The following is a 25,580-nucleotide window of genomic DNA, read 5'->3' on the forward strand; positions in this document are numbered from 1 at the left end:
GAGATTATGAACAAACGCATCCTCGTCGCCGACGACGAGCCGGGCATCGCGAACCCGATCTCCTATGCCTTCCGCAAGGAAGGCTACGAGGTCGAGACGGTCTACGACGGCCAATCCGCTCTGGACCGCGCGCTCAGCTTCCGTCCTCATGTTATGGTGCTGGACGTCATGATGCCGAAGCTGACGGGCTACGAAGTTTGCAAGCGGCTCGACAACCGCGCGAACATGGGCATCATTCTGCTCACCGTCAAGAACGACATCGTGGATAAGATTGTCGGGCTGGAGATGGGCGCGGACGATTACATGACCAAGCCGTTCGATCTCCGGGAGCTGATCGCGCGGGTGAAGGCGCTGCTCCGCAGATTGGAGAAAAAGGAGCCGGAGGAAGAGAAGATCGTTGCGGGCGCCCTGTCTCTTCATCCGAAGCTGCGAACCGTGCTTGTCCATGACGAGCCGGTGGAGCTGACGCCCAAGGAATTCGACCTGCTCGCGCTTCTGCTGTCCCACCCGGAACGGGTGTTCACCCGCGACGAGCTGCTGGACGCGGTCTGGGGGCTCGACTACGCCACAGGGACGCGCACCGTCGACATCCATGTGCAGCGGCTGCGCAAAAAGCTCGGAGACACCGGCCAGCACCTGCTGCATACGGTGTTCGGGGTCGGGTACAAAGCGACCGGAGCCCATTCATGAGAGCGGTCAGCATCAAGGTCAAATTCAGCCTGTTTCTCGCGCTGCTTCTGTTGCTGACTGTCTTCGTGCTCAGCATTTTCGTGCTCAGGGGCATCAAGGAGCACCAGCAGTCGAGAATTGAGAAGGAGCTGCTTCAGCAGACCCGGCTCGCCAATCTTAGCATTAAGCAAGCCTACATGATCTCGCCGCCGATCGAAGCGCAGCAATTTCTGCGCGCTAGAGGCCAGCAGTTCGCGATGGATCTCGCCGTCTATTCCGGCCTGCACGTCGTGCTGTACGACAAGGACGGCAAAAAAACGGGAGACTCCATTCCGCTTAACTCCACCTCTTACGGCGCAGACCATGCGCTGCAGCTTGCCTTGCAAGGTAAAATCGCTTATCTGCAGCAGGGGTCGTCGATTCTGTATCTCGCCCCGATTCAGGGGCCGGGGCAGCAGATGGGCGTTATCCAGTTCCAGTACTCCCTTGCGGACGACCAGCGCTTCTACAACACGATCGCCGGCCTGTTCGTGCTGACGGGAGCCGCCGTTCTCGGAGCCAGCTTTATTCTCGGTTATGGGTACTTTTCCCGTGCGGCTTCCTCCATCGCGAAGCTGAACCGCGCCGCGAAACGAATTCGCAAAGGAGACTTTCTCAGCCTCCCTCCCCTCCGGCGCCGGGACGAGCTGGGACAGCTCGGTCAAGAGATTTATTACATGAGCACGGCCATCCGCGGCAGCATCTCGGACATGAAGCAATTTATCGGCAATATCAGCCACGAGTTCAAGACGCCGCTGACGTCGATCAAAGCCTACTCCGAGCTGATGGAGCTGTATCCTGACGACGCCGCCCTGACGAAGGACGCCGTTCGACACATTGGCGCGGAGGCTGACCGGCTGACCGAAATGATCGACAAGGTGCTCCGATTGTCCTCGCTGGAGAAATACGACTTCGAATATCGCCCGGAGACGGTCGATCCGGCCGAGCTGCTCCTCGATCTGATCGGACGCATGAGGGCAAAGGCGGAGCGTTTCGGCGTCGAGCTTGTCCCCCGGTTGACCCCGGGCTCGATATGGGCCGATCGCGAAAGCCTGAATCATATTTTCATGAATCTGCTCGACAACGGCATCAAGTACAACGTGCAAGGCGGACAGGTCGTCGTCTCCAACCGCCAGGAAGATCACCGTTCCTTGATCGAGATTTCCGATACGGGCATCGGCATTCCGGAGGACGCCCGGGAGCGCATTTTCGAACCTTTCTTTACGGTGAACAAGGACCGGGCCCGCAGCAGCGGAGGAACCGGGCTCGGCCTGGCCCTCGTCAAGCAGCTGACCGAGAAGCAAGGAGGAACGGTGGAGCTGGCGCAGGCCGACCGGGGCACCACTTTCCGGCTCGTCTTTCCCGTCCGCCCTCCCTCCCATCTCAACTGAACCAGGAGTTGAACCGACGTGGCAAAAATTCGCAATGCGTTAGCCGGACTGGGAGTGGCGTCCCTGCTGCTCCTGTCCGGGTGCGGGCTGCAATGGAACTCGGACAGGGAGCAGATCGAGGTCTCCGGCCAGACGATTACAGTGCTGGACAATCCCGAGCCGTCCTCCTACGAGAGAACGGAGATGGACGAGCTGGTCCGGCTGGACGACGTGCGAGGAACGGATTGGCTCAGCGACGATCGGCTGCTGATCGACCGCGAGAACCGGGAGATGAAGCCCCGGCGAGCGGAGGGTGCGAGTGAATACCCGCGCAATGTCTATGTGCACGAGCTGTCTACCGGCGCGGAAACTCCGATCGCCGCTTCCGCCGGCCATCAGGGATACGCCTGGGTCAGCCCCGACCGAACGAAGGTCTTTTATAAGTCGTACTTCCCGCAAGCCGGAACGGCTAAAGGCTACGTCGCAGATCTGGCTGCCGGCTGGACGACGGCCTTCACCGGAAACGACGAGATCGCCGTCGACAACGGGCGCTGGATCGATAACGAATCGATCCTCTACGCCAACCTCCAAGGGGAGATCTACGAATGGCGGGCGGACGGCCCCGCGCAGCGCCTGCTGTCGAACAGCGGGGAAAAGTTTCCGGGCAATCTGGCGCTGGTCGGAGACAGGCTGATGTATACGACGCTTAGCGGCGAACTGGTGCAGCTCTCCCCCGACGAAAAAACTCTCATCCAAGTCCGGGGAAGCGTCGTCTGGATGGTCCCTTCCCCGGACGAGCAGCGTCTGGCGATCGTGAGCCGAATCCGCAGCGGCGACATGGAGCTGGTCATTACCGACCTGAAGGGCAACGTCCTGCACGCGATCGCCCAGGATTCGCAGCTGTACGGACTCGCCTGGTCCCCGGACGGAATCAGGCTCGCTTACGCCGGAATAACGCCAAACGGAACGGTTCGCGGCATCTACGTCGCAGACGCGGCAACCGGGCTGTCCGCTTCGTTATCTCTGGACATTCGATTCATTGCCGATCCTCTGCGCTGGAATCCGTCCGGCAACCGGCTCATGGTCACGTCCGCTCTTCCCGACGAGCATCGAAACCGGAACCGGTTCGTCACCTACCTCATCAGAGTCCCCGAATAAATCAACCGGGGCTGCTTCCTTTCTGAATCACTGAGAAAGAAAACGAGGGTGTCCCCAAGTCATCGTCGACTTTCGGAACACCCTCGTTTTCTTATGGAATTACAGGCCCAGCCATTGCTTGAACAAGTGCTTGGTCGTATCTTTGTTCATCGCCGCGATCGAAGTCGTCAGCGGAATGCCTTTCGGACACGAGCGCACGCAGTTTTGCGAATTGCCGCAGCCTTCGATGCCGCCTTCCTCCATCAGCGCTTCCAGTCGCTCATGCGCGTTCATCTCGCCCGTCGGGTGAGCGTTGAACAGCCGCACCTGCGAGATCGGAGCCGGCCCGATAAAGCTGTTGCGGTCGTTGACGTTCGGGCAAGCCTCGAGGCAGACGCCGCACGTCATGCACTTGGACAGCTCGTACGCCCATTGGCGCTTCGATTCCGCCATCCGCGGACCCGGTCCGAGATCGTACGTACCGTCGATCGGAATCCAGGCCTTCACCTTCTTGAGCGCGTTGAACATCCGCTCGCGGTTGATGACCAGATCGCGCACGACCGGGAACGTCGCCATCGGCTCAAGACGAATCGGCTGCTCCAGCTTGTCGATCAGCGCGCTGCAAGCCTGACGGGGCTTGCCGTTGATCACCATCGAGCAAGCGCCGCACACTTCCTCCAGACAGTTGGATTCCCAGCAGACTGGAGTCGTCTTCTCCCCCTTCACGTTGATCGGGTTGCGCTGGATTTCCATCAGCGCGCTGATCACATTCATGTTCGGACGGTAAGGAACCTCGAATTCTTCGGTGAACGAAGGGGCGTCCGGACGCTCACGGCGAGTAATGATAAACTTGACTTTACGACCCGTCGCCGATGCGGTCGCTGCTGCAGTTGCTTCCGCCATGGATTAGCCCTCCTTCTTCTTGTTCGTGGAATAGTCGCGCTTCCGCGGCTTGATCAGCGAGACGTCGACGTCCTCGTACGAAATTTGCGGACCTTCCGGCGTCCACTTCGCCTTCGTCGTCTTCAGGAAGTTGTCGTCGTCGCGCTCCGGGAACTCCGGCTTGTAGTGAGCGCCGCGGCTTTCGTTGCGCAGAAGCGCTCCGACCGTCATCGACTCGGCCAGCTCCAGCATGTTCCAGAGCTGCCGCGTGAACGCCGCGCCCGCGTTGTTCCATTGCGCCGTATCGTTGATATTGATCTTTTTGTAACGCTGCTTCAGCTCTTTGATCTTGTCGATCGTCTCTTCGAGCTTTTTGTTGTAGCGGACGACGGTCATATTGTTCGTCATCCATTCTCCCAGCTCTTTAGCCAGCACGTACGCGTTCTCGTTGCCGTCCATCTTCGTGATCGCTTCGTACTGGGAGGCGTGCTTTTTGCGCTCGCGCTCGAACACGCTCTCCGCCACGTCCTCGGCCGACTTCTTCAACCCCTTGATGTACTCGATCGCCTTCGGACCGGTCACCATGCCGCCGAAGATCGCCGACAACAGCGAGTTTGCGCCGAGACGGTTCGCGCCGTGATATTGATAATCGCATTCTCCGCAGGCGAACAGCCCCGGAATGTTCGTCATCTGATTGTAGTCGACCCATAATCCGCCCATCGAGTAATGTACGGCCGGGAAGATCTTCATCGGAATTTTGCGCGGATCGTCGCCCGTAAACTTCTCGTAAATCTCGATAATGCCGCCTAGCTTGACGTCAAGCTCTTTCGGATCCTTGTGAGACAGATCGAGATAGACTTTGTTCTCGCCGTCGATGCCGAGCTTCTGGTTGACGCACACGTCGAAAATTTCCCGCGTCGCGATATCCCGAGGCACGAGGTTTCCGTATGCCGGATATTTTTCTTCGAGGAAGTACCAAGGCTTGCCGTCCTTGTACGTCCAGATTCGGCCGCCCTCGCCGCGCGCCGATTCGCTCATGAGCCGGTTTTTATCGTCTCCCGGAATCGCCGTCGGGTGAATCTGGATGAACTCCCCGTTCGCGTAATAGACGCCCTGCTGATACACTGCGCTTGCCGCGGTTCCCGTATTGATGACGGAGTTGGTCGTTTTACCGAAAATGATGCCCGGTCCGCCCGTCGCCAGTATGACCGCGTCGCCGCGGAACGTGACCGATTCCATCGTGCGCAGATCCTGGGCGGATATGCCGCGGCATACGCCGTCGTCGTCGATGACAGCCCCCGTAAACTCCCAGTGCTCGTACTTCTGCACGAGACCCGCCACTTCCCAGCGGCGCACTTGCTCGTCCAGCGCATACAGCAGCTGCTGGCCGGTCGTCGCGCCCGCGAACGCCGTCCGGTGATACTGCGTGCCGCCGAACCGGCGGAAATCGAGCAAGCCTTCCGGCGTCCGGCTGAACATGACGCCCATCCGGTCCATCAGGTGAATGATGCCCGGCGCCGCTTCGCACATGGCCTTGACCGGAGGCTGGTTCGCGAGGAAGTCGCCTCCGTATACCGTATCGTCGAAGTGCTCCCACGGGGAGTCTCCCTCGCCCTTCGTATTGACAGCTCCGTTGATGCCGCCCTGCGCGCATACGGAGTGGGATCTCTTAACCGGAACAAGCGAGAACAGATCGACGCGAACGCCGGCTTCCGCCGCTTTGATCGTCGCCATCAGGCCGGCCAGGCCGCCTCCGACGACGATGACTTTTTGAGTTGCCATTGATGTACTCCTCCCTTAACCTACCGATACCGCGCTTAGCGCCGAGGCCGCAGAAGCGAATTCGTCGCTGCGGAATGCGAAAATGGACAGCAGGAACATAGCCGCCAGGACAACGAAAATGCCCATGCAGATTCTGGAAGACACCTTCTGCGCGCGAGGGCCGACCGTAATGCCCCAGCTGACGAGGAAAGCCCACAGCCCGTTCGCAAAATGGAACGTTGCGGCCAGGACGCCGATTACGTAAGCCGTTACGGCCCACGGATTGCTGAAGATGTTGTTCATGTGCTGACCCAGGTCTTCATGGGAGACATTGCCCAGCGCGAGCTGAATCCGGGTATCGTAGAAATGCCATCCGACGAAAATAAAGGTGATGACCCCCGTGATCCGCTGCCAGGCGAACGCCCAGTTGCGTCCGTAGCTGAATCTGCCCGTATTGATGTCCGATTGATAGGCGATGTAAAGTCCGTAGACCCCGTGGAACAAAATCGGCAGCCAGATCACGAACAATTCCAAGAAGAAAATGAGCGGAAGGCTGTTCAACAGATGGATAGCGTCCGCGAAGCCCTCTTGTCCCCCCTCGAAAGCCGTGTAGTTCGTTAGCGCATGCTCGACGATGAACAGGCCGAGCGGGATTACGCCAAGAAGCGAATGAAGCTTGCGCGGTAAATAAGAATTACCTTTCATGTCTAAGTTTGTTCTCCTTTCGCATCCATGCTTGGACATCTGACAATGATGTTTGTCGCACGGCTGGCATTCGTCACCATTTTGTCACCGCTTTTAAGGTTACTCTATTTTCGCTTATAATGGAACTGCTTATTTAATATTATAACTTATGCGCGTTGCGCATAAGAGAAGAGAGGCCGATATGCTTGAAGATATGCGCTTATTCGCGACGATCGTGGAGCAGACCAGCTTGAACAAGGCGGCGGAAAGATTGAACCTGTCCCAGCCGGCGCTGTCGCGCCGCCTGGCTCGGCTTGAGGCCGAGCTGGAGGTCGACTTGTTCCGCCGAATCGGCAAAAGGCTGGAGCTGACCGCGGCCGGACAGGTTACCTACGAATTCGCGCTGGAGCTCAGGCGGTTTCACGGCAGCTATTTGCAGAAGCTGAACGCTTACAAATCGCCGGAAGCCCACGTCGCTACCATCGGAGCCAGCCTGACGACGCTTCAGACGACGCTCCCCGATCTCGTGAAGGCGATGACCGAGAAGCATCCCAATCTGGAGATTAAGGCGGTAACCGGCAAATCGCACGAAATCGCCGAGTTGGTCAAGGAGCGCAAAGTCGACTTCGGCATTGTCGCCTCATCCGTAATCGAAGATCCGGCCATTACCAGTGTGCCCCTATTCGACGACCATCTTATCCTCGTGCTGCCCAAGAACCATATTATATTAGAAAGAACGCACATCGAAATGAACGATCTGCAGAACTTGCCGATGATTCTGTTCGCACACGGAACGTGGTACCGGACGCTGACCGACGAATTATTAAAAAAATATCACGTAAAGCCCGACGTCCGCATGGAAATCGACTCTTTCGAAGCGATTATCCGGCTGCTCTCCGCTTGCCGGGCGGGGACGCTGCTTCCCAAATCCTACCTGCGGGAGCAGGTTCTGATCGACAACGACCTGTATCTGGTACGCATTAAGGAGCTTGAGGAGACGAAGCGAACGACGTTTCTGATTCATGGAGATCCGGCCTGGATCGCTCCTTCGACCCGGTTTCTCATCGAGGAGACGACCGCCTACTTCAACCGGGAATCGCCGCGGCGCAAGCCTTCTTAGAAAATTCTCAGAAAGATCGGCTTCCTGATCTTGCCGGTTTTATCCCGCGACGGGCTGTGATACCTTTTACAGCAAGTCGGGGTCTCGCAGGCCCCTCAGGAGGAGATCGCATGAATCATCGTTGGAAAAAACTCGGCGCAGCATCCGCGGCGCTGGCCCTCGGCGCAACAATCGCGCTGCCGTCGCTGACCGCTCACGCGTCCGCATCCTATAAGGCGAAGGATTCCGATACGTTCTGGAAGCTGTCCAGACAAATGAACATTCCGTTGCAGCAGTTGATGGAAGCCAATCCGACGGTCGATCCGCTGAACATCTACGCGGGGCTGAAGCTGACGATTCCCGGCGCCGCGAAGATTGCCCCTCTCCAGCAATCGGTCCAGACCGCTTCCGGGCAAGCGATCGAGTATTCCAAGGTGCTCGACGTCAAGGCAAGCGCCTACTCGGCTTCGGCCGAAGAGAACGGGAAGTGGGGCGCCGTCGACTACTTCGGCAATCCGCTTAAGCTGGGCACGGTCGCCGTCGATCCGTCGGTCATTCCTTTCGGCACCCGGCTTTACATTACCGGCTACAATTTCGCGGGCCTGCCGACTGGCGGCATGATTGCCACCGCTTCCGATGCCGGAGGCGCCATCAAGGGCAACCGGATCGACATCTTCGTTCCGGGCTCCCGCTCCTTCGTATCCGGCTTCGGCATTCAGAACGTCAAGGTGTACGTGTTAAAATAGGCAGGCTCAGTTCGCTTTCTTCTCGGGAAGATGAAGCAGTTCCGTCAGCGCGACCGGTTCGTAGTCGTTGGCGCGCAGCCAATCGATGATTCTCGGGAGCGCTTCGACCGTCCCCGCCAGACTTTGGCCGCTTCCTCCGCCGGCATGCATCAGGATGACGGAGCCGGGTCTGACTGCGCGGGTGACGTTGCGGAACACCTGGTCGGCGCTAATTTGCCGCCAGTCCGACGAGTCGACATCCCAATTGACGAACGTGTATCCTCGCTTCTTGGCCCACTCCAGCTGGCTCGGCACAATTTCCCCGTAAGGCGGACGCACAAGTCTCGGTCTGAACCCTACCGTACTTGCGATCACCTGCTCGGCCCGCATAATCTGGTCCTGCACCTTCGCCAGGGACAGCCTCGAGAAATCCGGATGGTTGTAGGAGTGGTTGCCGATATCGTGCCCTTCCCGATGAATACGCTTGACCAGCTCCGGGTACTTCCGCGCACGGGTGCCGACGACGAAGAAGCTGGCCCGAACGTCCTTCCTCTTCAAAATATCCAGCACCTTCGGCGTGTAACGGGGATCGGGAACGTCGTCGAACGTCAAGGAGACTTTGCGGGCCTCGCGCGAGGCCGACAGAACAAACACGCCTTCGTATCGGCGCTCCCATTCGGACCAATGCGTGCCGGACGGCTTCGCTTTCCCGTCGGCTACCGGCAGGCCGCCCCACAACGTTAAAAAGGTGACGGCGCTCGCCAGCACCATCACCGCTCTTCCCAGTCGCGACCTCTTCATCGCCATTCCTCCATCCCGCTCGTCATAGCTTTAGCCTGAGCGAACGGGATGCTTTTCATTCACCGGAATGAAAAGACTCCTGACACTCCTCGATCTGATCGTTCGTACCGATCAGCACCATGACGTCCTCCTTCGACAGCACATCCTTGGCGGCGGGAGCGATAATAATTCCCCCCGGCTTGTTAATCGCCACGATGCTGCAGCCGAACTTGCCGCGCAGGTCGACATCCGCCAGAGATTTGCCCGACCAGCACTGCGGCACCGCCAGCTCCGCGATCGTATATTTCTGCGACAGCTCAATGTAATCGAGCAGGTTCGGCGAGACGAGCTGGTGGGCGACGCGGACGCCCATGTCCCGCTCCGGATAGATGATCCGGTCGACGCCCATTCTCTCCAGCACCCGCCCGTGCAGATCGGATACCGCCTTGGCCACGACCTTCTTCACCCCAAGCTCCTTCAGCAGAATCGTCGCCAGAATGCTCGCCTGGATATCGTCTCCAATCGCCACGACGCCGCAGTCGAAATTCCGCGCCCCGATCGAACGAAGCACATCCTCCTCCGTCGCGTCCGCCATGACCGTATGCGTCAGCATGCCGGACATCTCCTGCACCTTCTCCTCGTCCCGGTCGACGCCGAGCACCTCGTAGCCCAGTCGGATCAGCTCCCGGCCCAGGCTGGAGCCGAAGCGGCCCAGTCCGATGATGACGAACTGATTTAATTTCATCCTTCTCCGTCCTCTACCCGATGATGATTTTGCCTTCCGCGTGACGATAAAGCGGCCGACCCGGCTTCGGTCCCAAAGCGTAGGTCAAGGTGAGCGGCCCCAATCGGCCGATAAACATCAGAACGATAATTGTCAGCTTGCCCGCCAGGCTCAAGCTGTCGGTCAGCCCCATGGACAGTCCGACGGTGCCGAACGCCGACGTCGCCTCGAATAAAATTTTCAGAAAGCTGGCATCCTCCGTCGTAGCGAGCACCAGCGTCCCGGTCAGCACGATGCCGATGCAGAACAGCGTTACGGTAATCGCCTTGTATACTCTCTCCTGGGCCAGCCGCAGACGGAACAGCACGACGTCCTCCTTGCCGCGCATCATCGCCAGCACCGCGCCGACGAGCACGGCGAACGTCGTCGTCTTGATGCCTCCGCCCGTCGAGCCGGGAGAAGCCCCGATAAACATCAGAATGACGATGAAAAATTGGGTCGCTTGGCGCAGTTCGGCAATTTCTACCGTCGAGACCCCGCCCGAGCGGGTCGTGACCGACTGGAACAGCGCGGACATCGCTTTGTAAGCAAACGGCTCGTCTCCGATTGTGCGCGAATTCGTGAACTCGAAGATCAGAATGACGATCGCTCCGACGGCGACCAGCGCGGCGGAGACGCTCAGCACGACTTTGGTGTGCAGCGAGAACTTGCGCTTGTGCCGGTAATCGAACAAATCCGCCAGCACGATAAAGCCGAAGCCGCCAAGAACGATGAGAGCCATCGAGACGACGTTCATGTAGACGTCTTCGGAATAGCCGATAAAGCTGTTGCCCTCTGCGGACAGATCGAAGCCCGCATTGTTGAAGATGGAGATCGCATGGAAAACGCCGTGATAGACCGCTTGACCGAACGGCATGTCGAAAGCGAAGCGGATCGTGTACAGCACCGCTCCGGCCAGCTCCAGCGCCAGCGCATAGAAGATCACCTTGCGTACGAGACGGACAAGTCCTTCGATGCTGCCCTGGTTAAGCGACTCCTGCAAAATCAGTCTTTCCTTGAGCGAAATCCGCCTTCTTAAGATGAGCGCAAACAGCGTGGCCATCGTCATGAAGCCGACGCCCCCGACCTGGATCAGCAGAAGAATCACCCAGTGGCCGAAGACGGAGAAGTGGGCGCCCGTATCGAACAGAACGAGGCCGGTCACGCACGTTGCGGAGGTTGCCGTAAACAGGGCGTCGACGAACGACAGCGGCTCCCGGCTCGCGGAAGCGATCGGCAGCATCAGCAGCAGCGCCCCGGTCAAAATAATCAAACTAAAACCGAGAAGCATCATCCTCGGAGGAAAAGCATATAACCAGCGCACCGCTTTTTTGAACACAATGATCCACCTCGACCCGTATCCCGCTGCTGCTTTCTGAATCACCAAAAAAGCACTGGAACCCCAGTGCCCTTCATGCACGCGATTCCTGTTCGTCTAACGCCTACGAGGTTAGCTGTCGGGTTCGGGCTCGAACAGGCTGCCCTATCCGCCGCGGTCTGTCGCGGTTTGGAATTCACCCCTGGACGCTCGAATACAATGAACCTGTACCCCGCGATCCGTATTGGGTCCCCCGTTTTCCGTCCTAGGAAATTCGGCCGATTTATTCCGGATAAAAAACGTACCCCCGCATTATAGCCCTTACGCTGAGCGGGAACAACGTCAAAAAGGGGGCAATCCGGCTCGTTTAGGCGGTTTAACGGATAGTTCTTCGAGAGTTTTGGCTTCGGACAGTCATTATCGTTCGGTTTGCTTTCATTTTCATTGAAAATGCGAGATACTTAATGAAAAAAAACGGCAGCTTCAAGCGCGAAGCCGTTGAATACGTTATCTTTGAATTTTACTGCTGGCGAGGAGAGAAACCGCATGATCGAAAATCGACCGACGCCGCTGGACAAACGTTGGGTTTGGACGGCTGCGATCGGGCTGGCGCTGTTTTTGCTCATTCAAGTCTTCCCGATAACGGGGCAGCTTTTCACGACGAATGCCTCCGCCGTGCTGACGAGAGCCGAAGCGGAGCGGAAGGCGATCGAATGGGCGAACGAGAAATTCGGCATTGAAGCTGCGGACGTGAGCAAGACGACGGTAACGCATATGACCGACAGCAAGGCGAACGGCTACTTGTCCAAGCATGGCCTGACCGCCTCGTACGACAAGCTGTGGGCGGCGGCGGCTCCGACGGACGTGTACGTCGTCGAGCTGACGATCAGCGGGTCCCCGGGCGCGCTGGCCGTCTCCGTCCATATGGAGTCGGGCAGCCTGGTCGCTTGGCGGCATTTGGGGGCTGACTTCGACGCCGGCTCCGCGAGCCGCGAGGAAGAGACGCGGCCTGCAGCCGAGCAAGCCGCCGCCGCGCTGCGGTACGCCGAGTGGTACGGCATTCGCGCGAACGACTGGGAATGGACCGGCGAATCCTTCGGCGATCGCGGCTTCGAGTATGTGTCCCGCTTATCCGCGATCGAGGAGGCCGAGCTCCGGCTGCGCGTCGATCTGCCCCCGTCGTTCCGTCCGGCGGACTCCGCGATTCCCGAATGGCAGGGAGGCGCAGTCGCGTATCGGGTCGATCTGCCGGCCTCCTTCGTCCGGTATATGGAGGACCAGGAGCGGTTGGCCGGCCATTTGTCGGTATTCGGGTTCATTTTGCCCCAGTTGCTGCTATTCATCCTTGCGATTGTCTACACGGGGACTCACGGCGGATATACCTCCTACCGAAGAGGCATTTTTCTTGCGACCGTCTTTTTTGCGCTGTATGCAGCCTTAACGTTTAACATGATCCCCGGATTGCGGGCTGGAACCTGGGAGTCTGGAGTCAGCGTGGGCGATCGGGTTAATCTGACCGTCAGCCTCGTCACTTATGCGGCAATGGCGCTGCTGACCTACTTCTCGGCCGTCGGCGGGGACGGTTTGTGGAAGTCGATGGGAAGGCCGCTCTGGCCGAGGTGGCGGGAGTCCGGCTACGGGGAGGCGGTGCTGAAGAGCATGAAGGAGGGCTACTTCCTCGCTTTTATTCTGCTGGGCGCCCAATCCGTCATTCTTCTTCTGCTGGAGAAAACGCTCGGCGCGTTCGCCTCGTCGGACGCCACGCAGTCGATGTATAACATGAGCCTTCCGCTGCTTCTGCCGCTGCTGGCCTGGTGCGCGGGCATATCGGAGGAGCTGCAGAGCCGGCTGTTCGGCATCGGAGTGTTCCGCAGCTGGTTCGTCGGTCTTGCCCGCAAGTGGACGGGGAGGGAGCCGTCCCGCAGATCAGCCGTCGTTCTGACGACGCTCGCCATCGTTCCCCCCGGACTGTTCTGGGCGCTCGGGCATGTCGGCTACGCGGTTTATCCGGTCTACACTCGCATCATTGAGCTTGTACTCCTGTCCTTCCTGTTCGGCTGGTTCATGCTGCGATTCGGATTAATGGCCGTCATTTTCGCTCATGTCACGCTGGATGCGATTCTGATGGGCATGCAGATGATGTTCGACGGCCTGCCCGGCAATTTTGCCGGCGGCGTATTCAGCCTTCTGTCCCCCGCTCTTGTAGGCTGGGTCATATGGCGCCTCCACCGGGCTGCCCGGGCGCGAGCCTGAATCGCCCGCCCCTTCCGTCAGGCGAGCGCGCCGCCTTCGCGAATCGGCGCGGATCGGCTAGACGCGCTCGCGCGCCGCGGACAGCTTCTTCCGAATGAGCGGCATCAGCTCGCCCGCCAGCCAGAACACGAGCTTGGCTGCGAGAAGGCCTGCGAGAACGTCCGCGAGGACGTGCTGCTTAATGAACAAGGTGGACGCGATAATGGTGGCGCCGACGAGGGCGACGACCGTTCTCGCGCCCCCGCCCAGAACCCGGGCGCCGTAAATCATCAAGGCGCTGGTCAGCACATGAACGCTCGGAAAGCAGTTATAAGGCCGATCGTTGGCGTAGATGAACAGGACGAGCCGGTCGAACAGGCTGTCGGGCGTCACCTCGGGCCGGGGAACGGTCGTCTGGAAAAGCAGGAACACAAGGTTCGACAGCAGCAGTCCAAGGCACAAGGCCAGCAGCGTGCGGTAATATTCATGCCGGTCTTGCCGGAGAATCAGGATGAAGACGACAATCAGAAACGGGTACCAGATCGCATAGGGAAGAACGAACGCCGGAATATACGGCAGCATCCGATCCGCATCGGTCACGAGCGACTGAACGTTGCTGTTTGGCCGGTTTTGCAGGACGTACAGAACGTTGATGGCGGGAATGATCAGAAGCGCGAGGAGAGGCTTCCATGCTTTCCAGCCTTGCTGCGACGCTTTGGCGGCTTCGACCGGAATCATCAAGCCCTCGTTGCGCAGCTATCCGGCTCCGCGCGCAGCAATCTCCGCAAGTTGGCGCGAGTGGAGACGAGCTGGACGGACGTCAGCTTCGTCTTGCTCCGCTCGCTCCTGCCCAGACCGTTCGGGTGCAGGAAGCGCAGAAGCAGCTTCAAATACAGCGTCGTAATCCGTTCGAACGCCTTAGAGGGCAGCGCCCTCTGCTCGAAGCCGAGGCCGTGCGTAAGCCCCCGGTGCAGCAGCGTCACGCCGATGAGCGCCTTGACGTCGGCCAGCTCCGGTGCGCGATCGAGCGTCCAGGCCAGCTCCTTGAGCGAAGCTCTGATAAGGCGAGCCGTCCGGATTGCGGCCCGGTCCGCCCCGTGCTCCCGCGTCAACTCCAGCACCATCCGATTGTTCAGATGAAGCTCGCCGATCCGATCCCCCTTCTCGACTCTCGTGCCGTCCTGACAGACGAAGGCGGTCCCCTTATATTTCTTCACCAGCACCTTGCACATGCCCGCCTCCAGCGTACATTCGCTCGTCAGCGCCATCAGTCGGCCGACCCCCGCTTCCCAGGCCATCCAAACCTTCTGACGCGCCCTCCCTCCGGTTTTCCGGCCAGGCAGCGCCACCCCTCCGGTCATGCCGGAGCCGTGTACGATGCCCGTCTTCCATGTGGACTGTTCCATCTTCGTTCATCCCGCTTTCGTATTCGATAATTGACGTATTGGATGGGCCGCCTTCGCGCTTCGATTTCATTGTATCGCTCCGCAGGCCCCGTCTCCCATCGTTTCGCGTCGGGTTGTAAACCTGTCTTTCGTCCAGCGCGATCTAGACCGAGGTCTTGGCGGGACCTGGCCGTTCCTCCCGAAAGCGGGCCAAGCAAAAACGCCTCGGCGTCCTCTAGACGCAGAAGCGCGTTTTTGCCGGAGGGTTGATTCAGAAAAGGATTGCGAATGTTATACTTTCACAAAAAAAGCTGCCCCCGGCTTGCGGAGACAACCTTCTTCCATTATCGATAGAGGGATGACGATGCGGACTCGGGATCATTCTGCGTGCAGAGCCTCCAAAATGCGCCGGGCCAGCGACTCTCCGATCGACACCGCGCGGAAATCCTCTACGGAAGCTTCCTTGATCGCTTTCAACGAGCCGAAGTGGCTCAGCAGCTGCTTTCTCCGCTTCTCCCCGATGCCCGGTATGGCGTCCAGCCGGGAAGCGATCATCGATTTGGCCCGCTTCTCGCGGTGGAACGTAATCGCAAAGCGGTGAACCTCGTCCTGGATTCGCTGCAGCAAGTAAAACTCCTGGCTGTCGCGCGGCAGCGGGACGACCTCCGGCGGATCGCCTACGAGCAGTTGGGAGGTGCGGTGCTTCTCATCCTTCGCCAAGCCGCAGACGGGAACGTCAAGCCCGAGCTCGTTGACGAGAACGTCCAGCGCCGCCGCGATGTGGCCCTTGCCCCCGTCGACGACGATCAGATCCGGCAGCCGCAAGCCTTCCTTCAGCACGCGCTCGTAACGGCGCCGGACGACTTCCCTCATCGATTCGTAGTCGTCCGGTCCCTGCACCGTTTTGACGTTATATTTGCGGTACTCCTTTTTATCGGGCTTGCCGTCGGTGAATACGACCATCGCGGACACCGCGGCCGCCCCCTGGATGTTCGAGTTGTCGAACGCCTCGATGCGCGACGCGCTCGGGATGCCGAGCCAATTGGCCAGTCCTTCCGCCGCTTTGGCCGTACGCGACTCGTCCCGCTCGATCAGCCTGAACTTCTCCTCCAGCGCGACCCGGGAATTGTCGCAGGCCATCGCGACAAGCTGCCGCTTCGAACCCCGGCGGGGAATCGCCACTTTGATTTTCAGCCAGCGGCGCAGCGACTCCCCGACCTCCGCCGCTTCTCCATCTTCGACCGCTTCGCCGGCCTCCCCCGCCGTCTCGCCGTAGCCTTCCTTCGCCTCGGCGACTTGATCCATCCGGGCGGGGGCGGTCTCAGCCTCGCTCTGCCCTTCCTCCGGCGGCGGCGGAAGCAGCACCTCGCGCGGCAGTGCCGGATTATCGCTGTAATACTGCGTCACGTAGCTGAGGAAGTCGTCGTACGCCTCCCCGTAAAACGGAAAAACCGACATATGACGCTGGTTCATTTTGCCTTGACGCATATACAGAATCTGCACGCACATCCAGCCCTTGTCCACCGAATAGCCGAATACGTCGCGGTCCATCGCGTCCGCCATATTGATCGTCTGCTTCTCCATCAGCGCTTCGATCGCGGCAATCTGATCGCGGTATTCCTTCGCCCGCTCGAACTGCAGCTCTTCGGCCGCCTGCTCCATTTTCCGCTTCAGCTCGTTTTTAATTTCCGCATGTCCTCCGTTCAGAAATCTCGCGATTTCGCCGACCATCCGCTCGTATACGGAAGGCTCCACCGGATATTCGCACGGCGCCACGCACTGGCCCAGATGATAATACAGGCAGACTTTATCGGGCAGGGAGTTACACTTGCGCAGCGGATACATGCGGTCCAGAAGCTTCTTCGTTTCCTGCGCGGCGAACGCGTTCGGATAAGGACCGAAGTATTTCGCCTTGTCCTTGAGAACCCGCCTCGTCACCTCCAGCTTCGGATGCTTCTCATTCGTAATTTTCAAGTACGGAAACGATTTGTCGTCCTTCAGCAGAACGTTGTACCGGGGAAAATGCTCCTTGATCAAATTGCACTCGAGGATGAGCGATTCGGTATTGCTGGCCGTGACGATATATTCGAAGTCCCGGATTTCGGAGACGAGCCTTTGCGTTTTGCCGTCATGGCTGCCTGTAAAGTAAGAGCGCACGCGGTTTTTTAACACTTTCGCCTTGCCGACGTAGATGATTTTTCCCTCTTCGTTTTTCATTAAGTAGCAGCCGGGCTGGTCCGGGAGAAGCGCCAGCTTGTTGCGAATGTTTTCCATCGCTTTGTCCCGGCTCGCGGATACATTCAGGGGTTCCAAGGCACGCACCTCCTTCTGGGATTCGCGATCGTGTCCGATCGGATAGAACATCCGTTCCTCCCATTGTAGCACATTCGGCCGTCCTGTCGCCTTATCGGTTTTCCGTTGTCGCAAACTTGTCACCGATCGTTCGGAGGACTACCTTTACAACAAAAAGAGATGTTGGGTATACTGTAATTATCGAATGCGTGTCAGGAGGCTTACTATGGCAAATGTTACCGATCCGCGCCAGCACGTCAACGAAGAACCGCGCGGCGATTTATTCGATGTGGCGACGGGCTTTGGAGTGATGTTCGGCTTCATGTTCATCGTATTCACGGCCGCGGTCGTCGTTAAATTTTTGATTTCCTGATCGTGAAAGTCCAAACAGAGGGCCGTCCCTGCCGGGGCGGCCCTCTATCATTGCGTGATTCGGTTTATGAGGATTCGGGCTTGGTCGAATCGCGCTCCTTCTTGGCGCTTCGCGCGACATCGTCGTAGCGTTTTCTTTCCTTGCGCTCGATCTGCACGATTCGGCCGTCGTGGACGACGATGTTGACCTCCCCGTATTCCAACCCGTTGACTTGCTCCGCGATTCGCCCCAACCAACGTTCGTCTACTTGTACCGGTTTTGCCATTGGGCTACCCCCGTTTCACTTGTTGATGTCAACCCGATTTAGCGGCTCTCCTCGCTCATGCGGCTTTCCAGGAAGGATTTGACGACGAGCGTGACGACGGCCAGCACCATCAGCAGGGAAGCGACGGCAAACGCCGCGCTGAACTGGTATTCGTTGTACAAAATTTCAATATGCAGCGGCAGCGTGTTGGTCTCGCCCCGAATGTGCCCGGATACGACCGATACCGCCCCGAACTCGCCCATCGCCCTCGCGTTGCACAAAATCATGCCGTACAGCAAGCCCCATTTGATATTCGGAAGCGTCACCCTGAAAAATACCCGCCACCCTTTCGCCCCAAGGCTGACCGCCGCTTCCTCGTCCGCAACGCCCTGCGTTTCCATGAGCGGGATGAGCTCCCGGGCCACGAACGGGAACGTGACGAACATCGTCGCGATCACGATTCCCGGCGTAGCGAAAATAATATGGATATCGTGCTTGTCTAGCCACGGACCGAGCAAGCCCTGAGCGCCGAACAGCAGCACGTAGATCAGTCCGCTGACGACGGGCGATACCGCGAACGGCAGGTCGATCAGCGTGACCAGCAGGTTTTTGCCGCGAAACTTGAATTTCGTAATCGCCCATGCCGCCGCCAATCCGAAAATCGTGTTTAACGGAACGGCGATAAGCGCGGTAACAAGCGTCAGCCTCAAGGCCGACATGGCGTCCGGATCGGTCAGCGCGCTCAGGTAGGCGCTCCAGCCTTTGCGGAAAGCTTCCGCCAGCACGGCCGCCATCGGAAGCAGCACGATGAGCGCGAGGAACAGCAGCGCGACGCCGATCAGCACGTATTTCACGAAGCCGGGCTCGGACAGATGAGGCGGCGCTGTTCGTTTTTTCGCCGATTGCGGATTCGTAACGATTCCCGCCATGTTCGGTCAGCCCCCTTTCACCGTGCGCAGACGGCGGTTGCTCCACCTTTGCAGCATGTTGATGACCAGAAGCAGAGCGAAGGAGATCAACAGCAGCACGACGGCGACTGCGGCGGCTTGCGCGTATTGATACTGCTCCAGCTTCGTAATGATCAGCAGCGGAGCGATTTCCGTCTTCATCGGCATATTGCCGGAGATGAACACGACCGAGCCGTACTCGCCGATGCCCCGGGCGAACGCCAGGGCGAACCCCGTCAGAAGCGGCGGAATCAGGTCCGGCAAAATGATCTTAAAGAAAATGCGCAGCCGGTACGAGCCGAGCATGACCGCCGCTTCCTCCATATCGGATTCCAGATCCTGCAGCACCGGCTGAACCGTCCGCACCACGAAGGGAATCCCGATGAACAGCAGGGCGATCGTAATGCCGATCGGGGTGTACGCCACCTTGACGCCCAGAGGCTCGAGCAGGGAGCCGATCCAGCCTTTGGGCGCATAGATGGTCGTCAGCGCGATGCCGGCCACCGCTGTCGGCAGCGCGAACGGCAAATCGATGAGTCCGTCCACGATTCGCTTGCCGGGAAACTCGTAACGTACGAGCACCCAGGCCAGCAGCAAACCGAAGAAAAAGTTGAGCGCCGCCGCGACGAACGCTGTCGTCAAGCTCAGTCTGTAAGAGGCTACGACGCGCGGATCGGCTACGGTTTTCCACCACTGCTCGAGGGACAGATCAGCGGATTTGACGGCCAAAGCCGCCAGAGGGATCAATACGATCAGACTGAGATAGAGGATCGTAAAGCCCAGGGTGATGGAGAAGCCCGGCAATATCCGTTCTTTTTTTCCCAATCGAATCATGAAGCCGCGTCAACCTCCTGCCGGCCCTTGGTCAGGATCCCGGCGCATAAATTTGATCGAACGTGCCTCCGTCGGAAAAATGCTTCGCCTGCGCTTCGTTCCATCCTCCGAAGTCTTCGTCGATCGTCAGCAGGTTCAGCTCGCCGAACTGGTCCTTATAGCGGTCGGCTACCGATTGCAGACGCGGGCGGTAGAAGTTTTTCGCGGCGATCTCCTGACCCTGTTCGGTGTACAGGTATTGGAGATATTCCGTGGCCGCCTCCCTCGTCCCCTTCTTGTCGACGTTTTTATCGACGATCGCAACCGGCGGCTCGGCCAGAATGCTTAAGGAAGGCGTAACGATCTCGTAATGGTCGCCGAACTCCTTCAGCGCCAAATAAGCTTCGTTCTCCCAGGCCAGCAGCACGTCGCCGATTCCTTTTTCGACGAACGTCGTCGTCGATCCCCGGGCTCCCGTGTCGAGCACCGGAACGTTCTTGAACAGCTTCTTCAGAAAATCGAGCGTCTGCGCTTCGTCGTAGCCGAGCGTCCGCGTTGCGTAGCCCCATGCCGCCAAGTAGTTCCAGCGCGCGCCGCCGGACGTTTTCGGATTCGGAGTAATGACTTGAACGCCCTCCTGGATTAAATCGTCCCAATCCTGAATTCCTTTCGGATTGCCCTTCCGCACGAGAAAGACGATTGTGGACGTGTACGGCGTGCTGTTCTGCTCGAACGTCCTCTGCCAATCGGCGTTCAGCAAGCCCGGCTCTATGAGCGCGTCGATATCGAAGCCGAGCGCCAGCGTGACGACGTCCGCTTCCAGGCCGTCGATGACCGAGCGGGCCTGCTTCCCGGAGCCGCCATGGGATTGCTTGATCGTAATTTTGCCGCCGGTCTTTTCTTTCCAATATTCAGCGAAGCTTGCGTTAAACTCTTCATACAGCTCGCGGGTAGGATCGTAGGATACGTTCAGCAGTTCGATGTCTTTCGGCTTTTCCTCGCCTGCCGCCTCCGAAGAAGAGGCGCCCGCCGATTCGCTTGCGGCCGACCCGCTCGGCGAAGCCGCATGAGCCGGCGCGCTGCCGTTGTTTTTGGAGCCGCATGCAGACAGCACCGTAACAATCAACGCCGCAACCAGCAGAAGTTTCCACTTGTTCAAGACCTCCACATTCATCCACCCCAACCATTCCGATAATTTTGCGTTTCCGTGCGCCGGATGGCCCTTCCGGCAGCTCGGGAACGAATTTCCGCTCGCGAGACGGCCAACTTTGTGCTGTTTGCGCGCCCGCTTTTGCCAATAATACCTATATACCATGTAAATCATATAAAATTACTTGGTATTGGTGAAATCTTATCAGGTGAACAAGCGAATTGTCAATAAGTGTCTATCAAAAAAACTTATAAATCTTTTTTGGAGCTAAAACGGCAAAACGGCCTCCCTCCGACGTCTTGGCGTCGCGAGAAGGCCGTTTTCAACCCGCCTAACCGGCGGAAACCGTTCGATTTTTGAACGTCACGTTTTTAAGCGCCCGAAAATCGTGTCCGTATGCGTCACCTTCCCTATCTGTCCATGGTGTCTCCAAACCAAAAAATCCCCCATTCCATCATAGCGCGAAACGGCGCAATGCAGGGGGGATTTTTCGCTTAAATAAGGGTAGACAATTTCATGCGAGGGAAGGCAGGCAGCACGAAGCATCGACGGCCTGGGTTGTTTGCGGGCAGCTGCCCGCTACTTCCCGGCGCCGCGATGATTGCGCCCCCGAACATGGACGACGTCGACGAACGGGCGGATGCGGTCCATCAGGCGCTGTCCTTTGTGCATCTCTTCGCCTTCCTTGTGGGTGAAGCTGAAGTGCTTCTCGAGATTCCCGAGATCGTGATTGGACGTGTAGAAGGTCGGCTTGCGGTTCATGCGATGATTCAGAATCGCGCCGAGCACATGGTCGCGAACCCACGGGGTCAAGTTCTCCGCGCCGATGTCGTCGAAGACGAGCAGATCCGTCTCCTTCATCATCGTCACCGTCTCCTTCAGCTTCTGCGGCTCGAACATAAGCGCCTTGGCGTCCTCGACGAACTCCGGCATATAGACGATGACGCCCGAAAAACCCGACTTGGCCAGCCTCTGAAGCAAATACCCGGCCAGATAGGTTTTGCCGGTGCCGAAGTCGCCCTGGAGGAACAAGCCGCGGCTCGGCAAGCCCGATTCTTCCGCCCGATCGGCGTATTCCTGCAGCAAATCTACGGCAGGCGCCCGATTCGGGTCCAGACGGATCATTTCTTCTTCGTCATAATATTCGCCAAGCGCGGAAGGATCCAAGTACAGACTCGTCACCCGGCGGCGGATCCGCTCCTGGTTCTCGTAAGCCGTCCACTTGTCGCAAGGTTTTTTGTAATCGTTGATCTGCCAGCGGCCGTTCAGACTCTCGCACGACAGGCCTGTCGAATGACCTTGCAAATCGTTCGGACAAGCGTCCAGTCCCGGGCAGGCCTGACAGTTGCGATACTCCTTCGTCATCTGATAGAGCCGATTCAAATTCAGACGAAGCACATGATCGTCCAGCTCGGGATATCGGTTCCGCAGGCTAACGACGAGCGGATCGGCCAGCACCTGCTCGGCGATATCCTTCCCCGGGCCCGTCCGGGGGAACGGAAGCCGACGCAAAGCCTCCTTCAACGATTCCATTCTGCGCACCTCCACTCGAGCCGCTTACCGGCCTTATTTTTTGCTCTTCCGTTCGCGCGCCCGCGCCAGCATTCGTTCCAGCTCCTCCGGAGTGACGTCTTCCGCCGGTCCCGTATCCTTGACGACCGACATGACGGGCTTGCGGCGCCCTCCGCCGCGCGAGCCGGACGCTTCGGCGCGAGGGGGCTCGTCGCCGCGATTTTTGCGGTCGAGCGCTTCGTTCAGCTTCTCCTGCTCGCGAACGTAAGCGATGGCCTTCTCGACCGTGTCGATCCCCTTGGCCAGCATGTTCGAGGCGATCGCGTCGACGAAGGATTTCGTGAGACGCTGTGCCCGGTCAAGCGAGAAGATGTAATGGATCAGCACGTTAATGACCGGCTCCGGCAGCTTGTAGTTCAGATCGATGCGCTCGAATACGCGCACGAAGTTGTCCGGAACTTCCCCGGGAAAATAGCGGGCCAGCATTCGCGTATACGGCTCGCGGCGAAGCATTTCGTTGTATCGGGCTGCCGATACGTTCTCCTGGAATCTCTCGGGAATGTCCATCAGCATAGAGGGGGGAATGACGACAGGCTCGTCCGTCTGCACGAGCTCCGCCCTGCCCTCTCCTCTGGCCATCAACCGTTCCCTCTCTTCCGCACGCTTGCGGTCCTGCCGGTACATTAAATTCGCCCGGTGCTGCAAGTTGTCCCACAGCAGCGTGCCGTCGTGCCGGAAAATGCCGTCCTCGTCGAGCAATCGGCATATTTCGGGCGCCTCCAGATCGTATTTGTAGGCCAAATAGTTGATCTGGGCCATCGATTGAGGCGCCCGGTTCAGCCGCTCTACGAACGCCCGGTTCGCCGAGCCGCGCGGAAACCGAAGCATAATCTCGCTGTGCCGAATCCGATCCGCAGGGCGAAACGACGGGCGCTCCTGGGCGACGGCGCTCTCCGACCAGCCGGCCTCCAGCTCCGGATCGATCAGCCCCGCGCTGATCCGGAAGATCTCCGAGAAGTGAACGGTCGCTTCCTCCCGATTGACGAAACGCGCCAGCTCCGCCGGCGGCTCCGGCCCGAAGACGTCGCGCAGCTCAAGCAGCGCGCTCTTGCCGATCTTGTCGCAGAGCAGCAGCGTCAGATGCTCGCTCGCGAAAAACTCCGCAGGACGGAGCGGAGCCACGAGAGAATACTCGTACAGCGTCTCCTCCGACAACGGATTATGATGACGGTAAACCTGCAGCAGTCCGACCGCTTCCAGCCTTGAAGCCGCGTCGACGACCGTCTGCCGGCCGGCGGCGTTCAGCTCCACGCCCAATCCCAGAAACAGCTTGCGCTGGAACTCCGGAGCCGAGATGCCCGCCGTATCCTCGGCGATCTGATGATAGAGCAATTGATAGAAAGCGGCCGACACCGCCCCCGTCATCGGCTGGTAGAGGGAGACGAACGTTCTCCGGTCCAGGCCGCTGAGGGCGAAGTCTCTGCTGACGATAAATCGATGACTTTCCGTAAATTCCATTAAATTCGACACGCGCATCGCGAGATCGACACTCTCTTCTTCGAAGTGATGATCCTTCTATTGTAGCATAGATTTCAAGATTCAGGCTCCCGAATTCGCCGCTGCCGGCCGCCGCCGAACACCCACAGCCGGTAACCCGCGTAATTCACCCCAAGGGAGACGGCGACGGAGATCGCTTTGGCGATCGCGGACTCCACCCCTCCGCGCTCCAGCCCGAGCAGCGCTGCCGTCGCCGCCGCGAAAGACGCCGCATTGACGAGGACGAAGCGCAGCATCTCCGCCGCGCTTCGCTTGCCGCGAACCCTGAACGTCCAGTAGCGGTTCAGCAAATAGCTGTTCGCCACCCCGGCCGCATAAGACGCCGCCTGCGCTCCGGCGGACGGAACCCCCAGGCCGTAGACCAGCGCACAAAAAACGGCGAAATCCACTCCCGTGTTCACCCCGCCCACGAGCGCGTACTTCGCCACTTTTATCCCTTCCGATAACCGGAGCATTCGACTCCTCCCGACTTCGCGCAGCCGCCGGCCGCCGCTAGAACATTTTATAGCCGCCGCGCCGCAGCGCGCGGATCGACCAACCGCTCAGATAAGCGCCGACCCCTCCGGCCACGATCAGAATCGTATCCGACACGAGCAGCGATTGTATATTTTCGGTCACCGTCAAATCGTCCTGCCATAGCTGCCAAATGCCGAGCGGCACGATAACGATCACGAACAGCCATAGCGGGAACCACGTCGTCTTAATCAGCATATTCAAAATAAACCCGATGCCGAAAAACAGCACTAAACAAAGCAGCGAGCCGATAATGCCGAACAATATTCCACCAACGACTCCACCGATCATTACGCAAACCTCCAAAATAAGACTCTTTTCCAGTTTACAAGCTGCTCAGGCCCTCGTCAACGCGAAGGGTGTGAATGAGCTGTGAACATTGGTCCGAAAACGGCCTTTTTGCCCGTATCCGGCCGTCTGCGCGTTTGCCCCCCGCTCTCTGCTTGGGCTACAATGGTATACAATGGTACTAGTTAAGGATGAACAAGGAGAGATGAACGATGAGTGAAGCCGCTCAAACATTGGATGGATGGTACGTGCTGCACGATCTGCGCACGATCGACTGGCAGGCCTGGAACGCCGCTTCCCCTGCGGAAAAAAACGCCGCGCTGGACGAGCTGGCGAAGCTGCGCTCGGATTGGACGGCGGTCGAGGAGCGCAAGGAAGGCAGCTTCGCATTCTACTCGATCGTCGGCCAGAAAGCCGACTTCCTCCTCATGCATTTGCGCGAAACGCTGGCGGAGCTGAACGAGATCGAGAACGCGTTCAACCGTTCCGCCTTCGCCCGTTATACGACGAAAGCCTACTCTTATGTAAGCGTGGTTGAGCTGAGCAACTATATGGGCGCGCCCGGCGTCGATCCGATGCAGGTGCCGGAGATCGCCGCCCGCTTAAAGCCGATCCTGCCAAAGAGCAAGCATATTTGCTTCTACCCGATGAACAAGAAGCGCAACCTTCAGGACAACTGGTACATGCTGCCGATGGAGGAGCGCAAGACGCTGATGAGAAGCCACGGCATGATCGGACGCGGCTATGCGGGCAAAGTGAAGCAGATCATCTCGGGCTCCGTCGGCTTCGACGATTGGGAATGGGGAGTCACGCTGTTCTCCGACGACGCGCTGCAATTCAAGAAGCTCGTCTACGAGATGAGATTCGATGAGGTGAGCGCGCGCTACGGCGAATTCGGGTCGTTCTTCGTCGGCAATCTGCTGAGCGAAGAAGCGCTCTCTCGCCTGCTCCCGAGAGGTTGACGGAGGCAGACGCCCTCTGATCGGGAAACGTCTTTCCCCGCGCTCGCGTCCTTCCGCCGATCAAGACCGCGCCCCCTTACGGGAG

At 58.8% G+C, this 25,580-nt stretch carries 25 protein-coding genes and 1 riboswitch; of the genes, 8 read left to right on the forward strand and 17 right to left on the reverse strand.

From position 1 onward, the window contains the following. Positions 1-6 precede the first annotated feature (6 nt). Genes ACFO3S_RS01985 through ACFO3S_RS01995 form a run of 3 tightly spaced genes read left to right on the forward strand, consistent with a single transcriptional unit; the run spans position 7 to position 3,236 of the window. Complete coding sequence (locus ACFO3S_RS01985; RefSeq protein ID WP_378091677.1) at positions 7-690, forward strand: response regulator transcription factor; 684 nt, start codon at positions 7-9, stop codon at positions 688-690. Continuing rightward, the gene (locus ACFO3S_RS01990) at positions 687-2,099 is read left to right on the forward strand and encodes a sensor histidine kinase (RefSeq protein ID WP_378091679.1); all 1,413 of its coding nucleotides are present in this window, start codon (positions 687-689) and stop codon (positions 2,097-2,099) included. Before ACFO3S_RS01985 ends, ACFO3S_RS01990 begins: the two co-directional genes overlap by 4 nt. Positions 2,100-2,117: 18 nt before the next feature. Beyond that, a complete protein-coding gene (locus tag ACFO3S_RS01995) occupies positions 2,118-3,236 on the forward strand; it encodes a TolB-like translocation protein (RefSeq protein ID WP_378091681.1) in 1,119 nt (372 codons plus the stop codon). A 99-nt stretch (positions 3,237-3,335) separates the two neighbouring features. Here ACFO3S_RS01995 and sdhB read toward each other — a convergent pair whose 3' ends face one another. From sdhB to ACFO3S_RS02010, 3 genes are read right to left on the reverse strand one after another with little or no spacing between them, the layout of a single operon-like run. Further along, positions 3,336-4,118, reverse strand: a complete 783-nt coding sequence (gene sdhB, locus ACFO3S_RS02000) for a succinate dehydrogenase iron-sulfur subunit (RefSeq protein ID WP_378091683.1) — start codon at positions 4,116-4,118, stop codon at positions 3,336-3,338. Positions 4,119-4,121: 3 nt separating this feature from the next. After that, entirely contained in the window at positions 4,122-5,879 is a 1,758-nt protein-coding gene (gene sdhA / locus ACFO3S_RS02005; RefSeq protein WP_378091685.1) for a succinate dehydrogenase flavoprotein subunit, read from the reverse strand. Positions 5,880-5,894: 15 nt separating this feature from the next. Then, on the reverse strand, positions 5,895-6,563 hold the full coding sequence (locus ACFO3S_RS02010; RefSeq protein ID WP_378091687.1) for a succinate dehydrogenase cytochrome b558 subunit: 669 nt from the start codon (positions 6,561-6,563) through the stop codon (positions 5,895-5,897). 181 nt (positions 6,564-6,744) lie between these two features. Between ACFO3S_RS02010 and ACFO3S_RS02015 the strand changes: the two genes are divergently transcribed. Continuing rightward, positions 6,745-7,662 carry a LysR substrate-binding domain-containing protein gene (locus ACFO3S_RS02015; protein ID WP_378091689.1) on the forward strand — a complete coding sequence of 306 codons (918 nt, stop codon included), beginning with the start codon at positions 6,745-6,747 and terminating at the stop codon, positions 7,660-7,662. A 110-nt stretch (positions 7,663-7,772) separates the two neighbouring features. Continuing rightward, complete coding sequence (locus tag ACFO3S_RS02020) at positions 7,773-8,387, forward strand: 3D domain-containing protein (RefSeq protein WP_378091691.1); 615 nt, start codon at positions 7,773-7,775, stop codon at positions 8,385-8,387. Between the two features lie 6 nt (positions 8,388-8,393). Here the strand turns inward: ACFO3S_RS02020 and ACFO3S_RS02025 are convergent, their stop codons facing one another. Genes ACFO3S_RS02025 through ACFO3S_RS02035 form a run of 3 tightly spaced genes read right to left on the reverse strand, consistent with a single transcriptional unit; the run spans position 8,394 to position 11,203 of the window. Beyond that, a complete protein-coding gene (locus ACFO3S_RS02025) occupies positions 8,394-9,167 on the reverse strand; it encodes a polysaccharide deacetylase family protein (protein WP_378091693.1) in 774 nt (257 codons plus the stop codon). Between the two features lie 55 nt (positions 9,168-9,222). Then, positions 9,223-9,891 (reverse strand): potassium channel family protein, encoded by a 669-nt coding sequence (locus ACFO3S_RS02030; RefSeq protein WP_378091695.1) that lies wholly within the window; start codon positions 9,889-9,891, stop codon positions 9,223-9,225. Between the two features lie 13 nt (positions 9,892-9,904). Then, the gene (locus ACFO3S_RS02035; protein WP_378092230.1) at positions 9,905-11,203 is read right to left on the reverse strand and encodes a TrkH family potassium uptake protein; all 1,299 of its coding nucleotides are present in this window, start codon (positions 11,201-11,203) and stop codon (positions 9,905-9,907) included. Positions 11,204-11,333: 130 nt separating this feature from the next. Beyond that, positions 11,334-11,517, reverse strand: a riboswitch (cyclic di-AMP (ydaO/yuaA leader). Positions 11,518-11,773: 256 nt separating this feature from the next. Here ACFO3S_RS02035 and ACFO3S_RS02040 point away from each other — a divergent pair. After that, positions 11,774-13,480 (forward strand): hypothetical protein, encoded by a 1,707-nt coding sequence (locus tag ACFO3S_RS02040; protein ID WP_378091697.1) that lies wholly within the window; start codon positions 11,774-11,776, stop codon positions 13,478-13,480. A 57-nt stretch (positions 13,481-13,537) separates the two neighbouring features. On the opposite strand, the gene ACFO3S_RS02045 is transcribed toward ACFO3S_RS02040, so the two are convergent. From ACFO3S_RS02045 to uvrC, 3 genes are all read right to left on the reverse strand, one after another. Then, positions 13,538-14,197 (reverse strand): phosphatase PAP2 family protein, encoded by a 660-nt coding sequence (locus ACFO3S_RS02045; protein WP_378091699.1) that lies wholly within the window; start codon positions 14,195-14,197, stop codon positions 13,538-13,540. Then, a complete protein-coding gene (locus ACFO3S_RS02050; RefSeq protein WP_378091701.1) occupies positions 14,197-14,865 on the reverse strand; it encodes a YkoP family protein in 669 nt (222 codons plus the stop codon). The genes ACFO3S_RS02045 and ACFO3S_RS02050 overlap by 1 nt, the downstream gene beginning before the upstream one ends. Positions 14,866-15,222: 357 nt before the next feature. Further along, the gene (uvrC, locus tag ACFO3S_RS02055) at positions 15,223-17,118 is read right to left on the reverse strand and encodes an excinuclease ABC subunit UvrC (RefSeq protein ID WP_378092232.1); all 1,896 of its coding nucleotides are present in this window, start codon (positions 17,116-17,118) and stop codon (positions 15,223-15,225) included. Between the two features lie 244 nt (positions 17,119-17,362). Between uvrC and ACFO3S_RS02060 the strand changes: the two genes are divergently transcribed. Beyond that, on the forward strand, positions 17,363-17,509 hold the full coding sequence (locus ACFO3S_RS02060; RefSeq protein WP_378091703.1) for a YqzM family protein: 147 nt from the start codon (positions 17,363-17,365) through the stop codon (positions 17,507-17,509). Positions 17,510-17,573: 64 nt separating this feature from the next. On the opposite strand, the gene ACFO3S_RS02065 is transcribed toward ACFO3S_RS02060, so the two are convergent. The 8 genes from ACFO3S_RS02065 to ACFO3S_RS02100 all read right to left on the reverse strand — a co-directional run bounded on the left by ACFO3S_RS02065 (position 17,574) and on the right by ACFO3S_RS02100 (position 24,536). Beyond that, a complete protein-coding gene (locus tag ACFO3S_RS02065; RefSeq protein ID WP_378091705.1) occupies positions 17,574-17,774 on the reverse strand; it encodes a YezD family protein in 201 nt (66 codons plus the stop codon). 38 nt (positions 17,775-17,812) lie between these two features. Beyond that, positions 17,813-18,682: a sulfate ABC transporter permease subunit CysW gene (gene cysW, locus ACFO3S_RS02070; RefSeq protein ID WP_378091707.1), complete on the reverse strand. Its 870-nt coding sequence runs from the start codon at positions 18,680-18,682 to the stop codon at positions 17,813-17,815. A 6-nt stretch (positions 18,683-18,688) separates the two neighbouring features. After that, positions 18,689-19,534 carry a sulfate ABC transporter permease subunit CysT gene (gene cysT / locus ACFO3S_RS02075; protein ID WP_378091709.1) on the reverse strand — a complete coding sequence of 282 codons (846 nt, stop codon included), beginning with the start codon at positions 19,532-19,534 and terminating at the stop codon, positions 18,689-18,691. 31 nt (positions 19,535-19,565) lie between these two features. Further along, positions 19,566-20,687, reverse strand: coding sequence for a sulfate ABC transporter substrate-binding protein (locus ACFO3S_RS02080; RefSeq protein WP_378091711.1), 1,122 nt, complete (start codon positions 20,685-20,687; stop codon positions 19,566-19,568). A 555-nt stretch (positions 20,688-21,242) separates the two neighbouring features. After that, entirely contained in the window at positions 21,243-22,196 is a 954-nt protein-coding gene (locus ACFO3S_RS02085) for an ATP-binding protein (RefSeq protein WP_378091713.1), read from the reverse strand. A gap of 33 nt (positions 22,197-22,229) precedes the next feature. Next, positions 22,230-23,693, reverse strand: coding sequence for a DnaD domain protein (locus tag ACFO3S_RS02090; RefSeq protein ID WP_378091715.1), 1,464 nt, complete (start codon positions 23,691-23,693; stop codon positions 22,230-22,232). A 74-nt stretch (positions 23,694-23,767) separates the two neighbouring features. Beyond that, complete coding sequence (locus ACFO3S_RS02095) at positions 23,768-24,187, reverse strand: GtrA family protein (RefSeq protein WP_378091717.1); 420 nt, start codon at positions 24,185-24,187, stop codon at positions 23,768-23,770. A gap of 37 nt (positions 24,188-24,224) precedes the next feature. Then, positions 24,225-24,536, reverse strand: coding sequence for a YuiB family protein (locus ACFO3S_RS02100; RefSeq protein ID WP_378091719.1), 312 nt, complete (start codon positions 24,534-24,536; stop codon positions 24,225-24,227). 209 nt (positions 24,537-24,745) lie between these two features. On the opposite strand from ACFO3S_RS02100, the gene hemQ reads away from it, so the two are divergent. After that, positions 24,746-25,495, forward strand: a complete 750-nt coding sequence (gene hemQ, locus ACFO3S_RS02105; protein ID WP_378091721.1) for a hydrogen peroxide-dependent heme synthase — start codon at positions 24,746-24,748, stop codon at positions 25,493-25,495. The last annotated feature ends 85 nt before the right edge of the window (positions 25,496-25,580 follow it).

Source organism: Cohnella hongkongensis (assembly GCF_042654645.1).
GTDB lineage: Bacteria > Bacillota > Bacilli > Paenibacillales > Paenibacillaceae > Cohnella > Cohnella hongkongensis.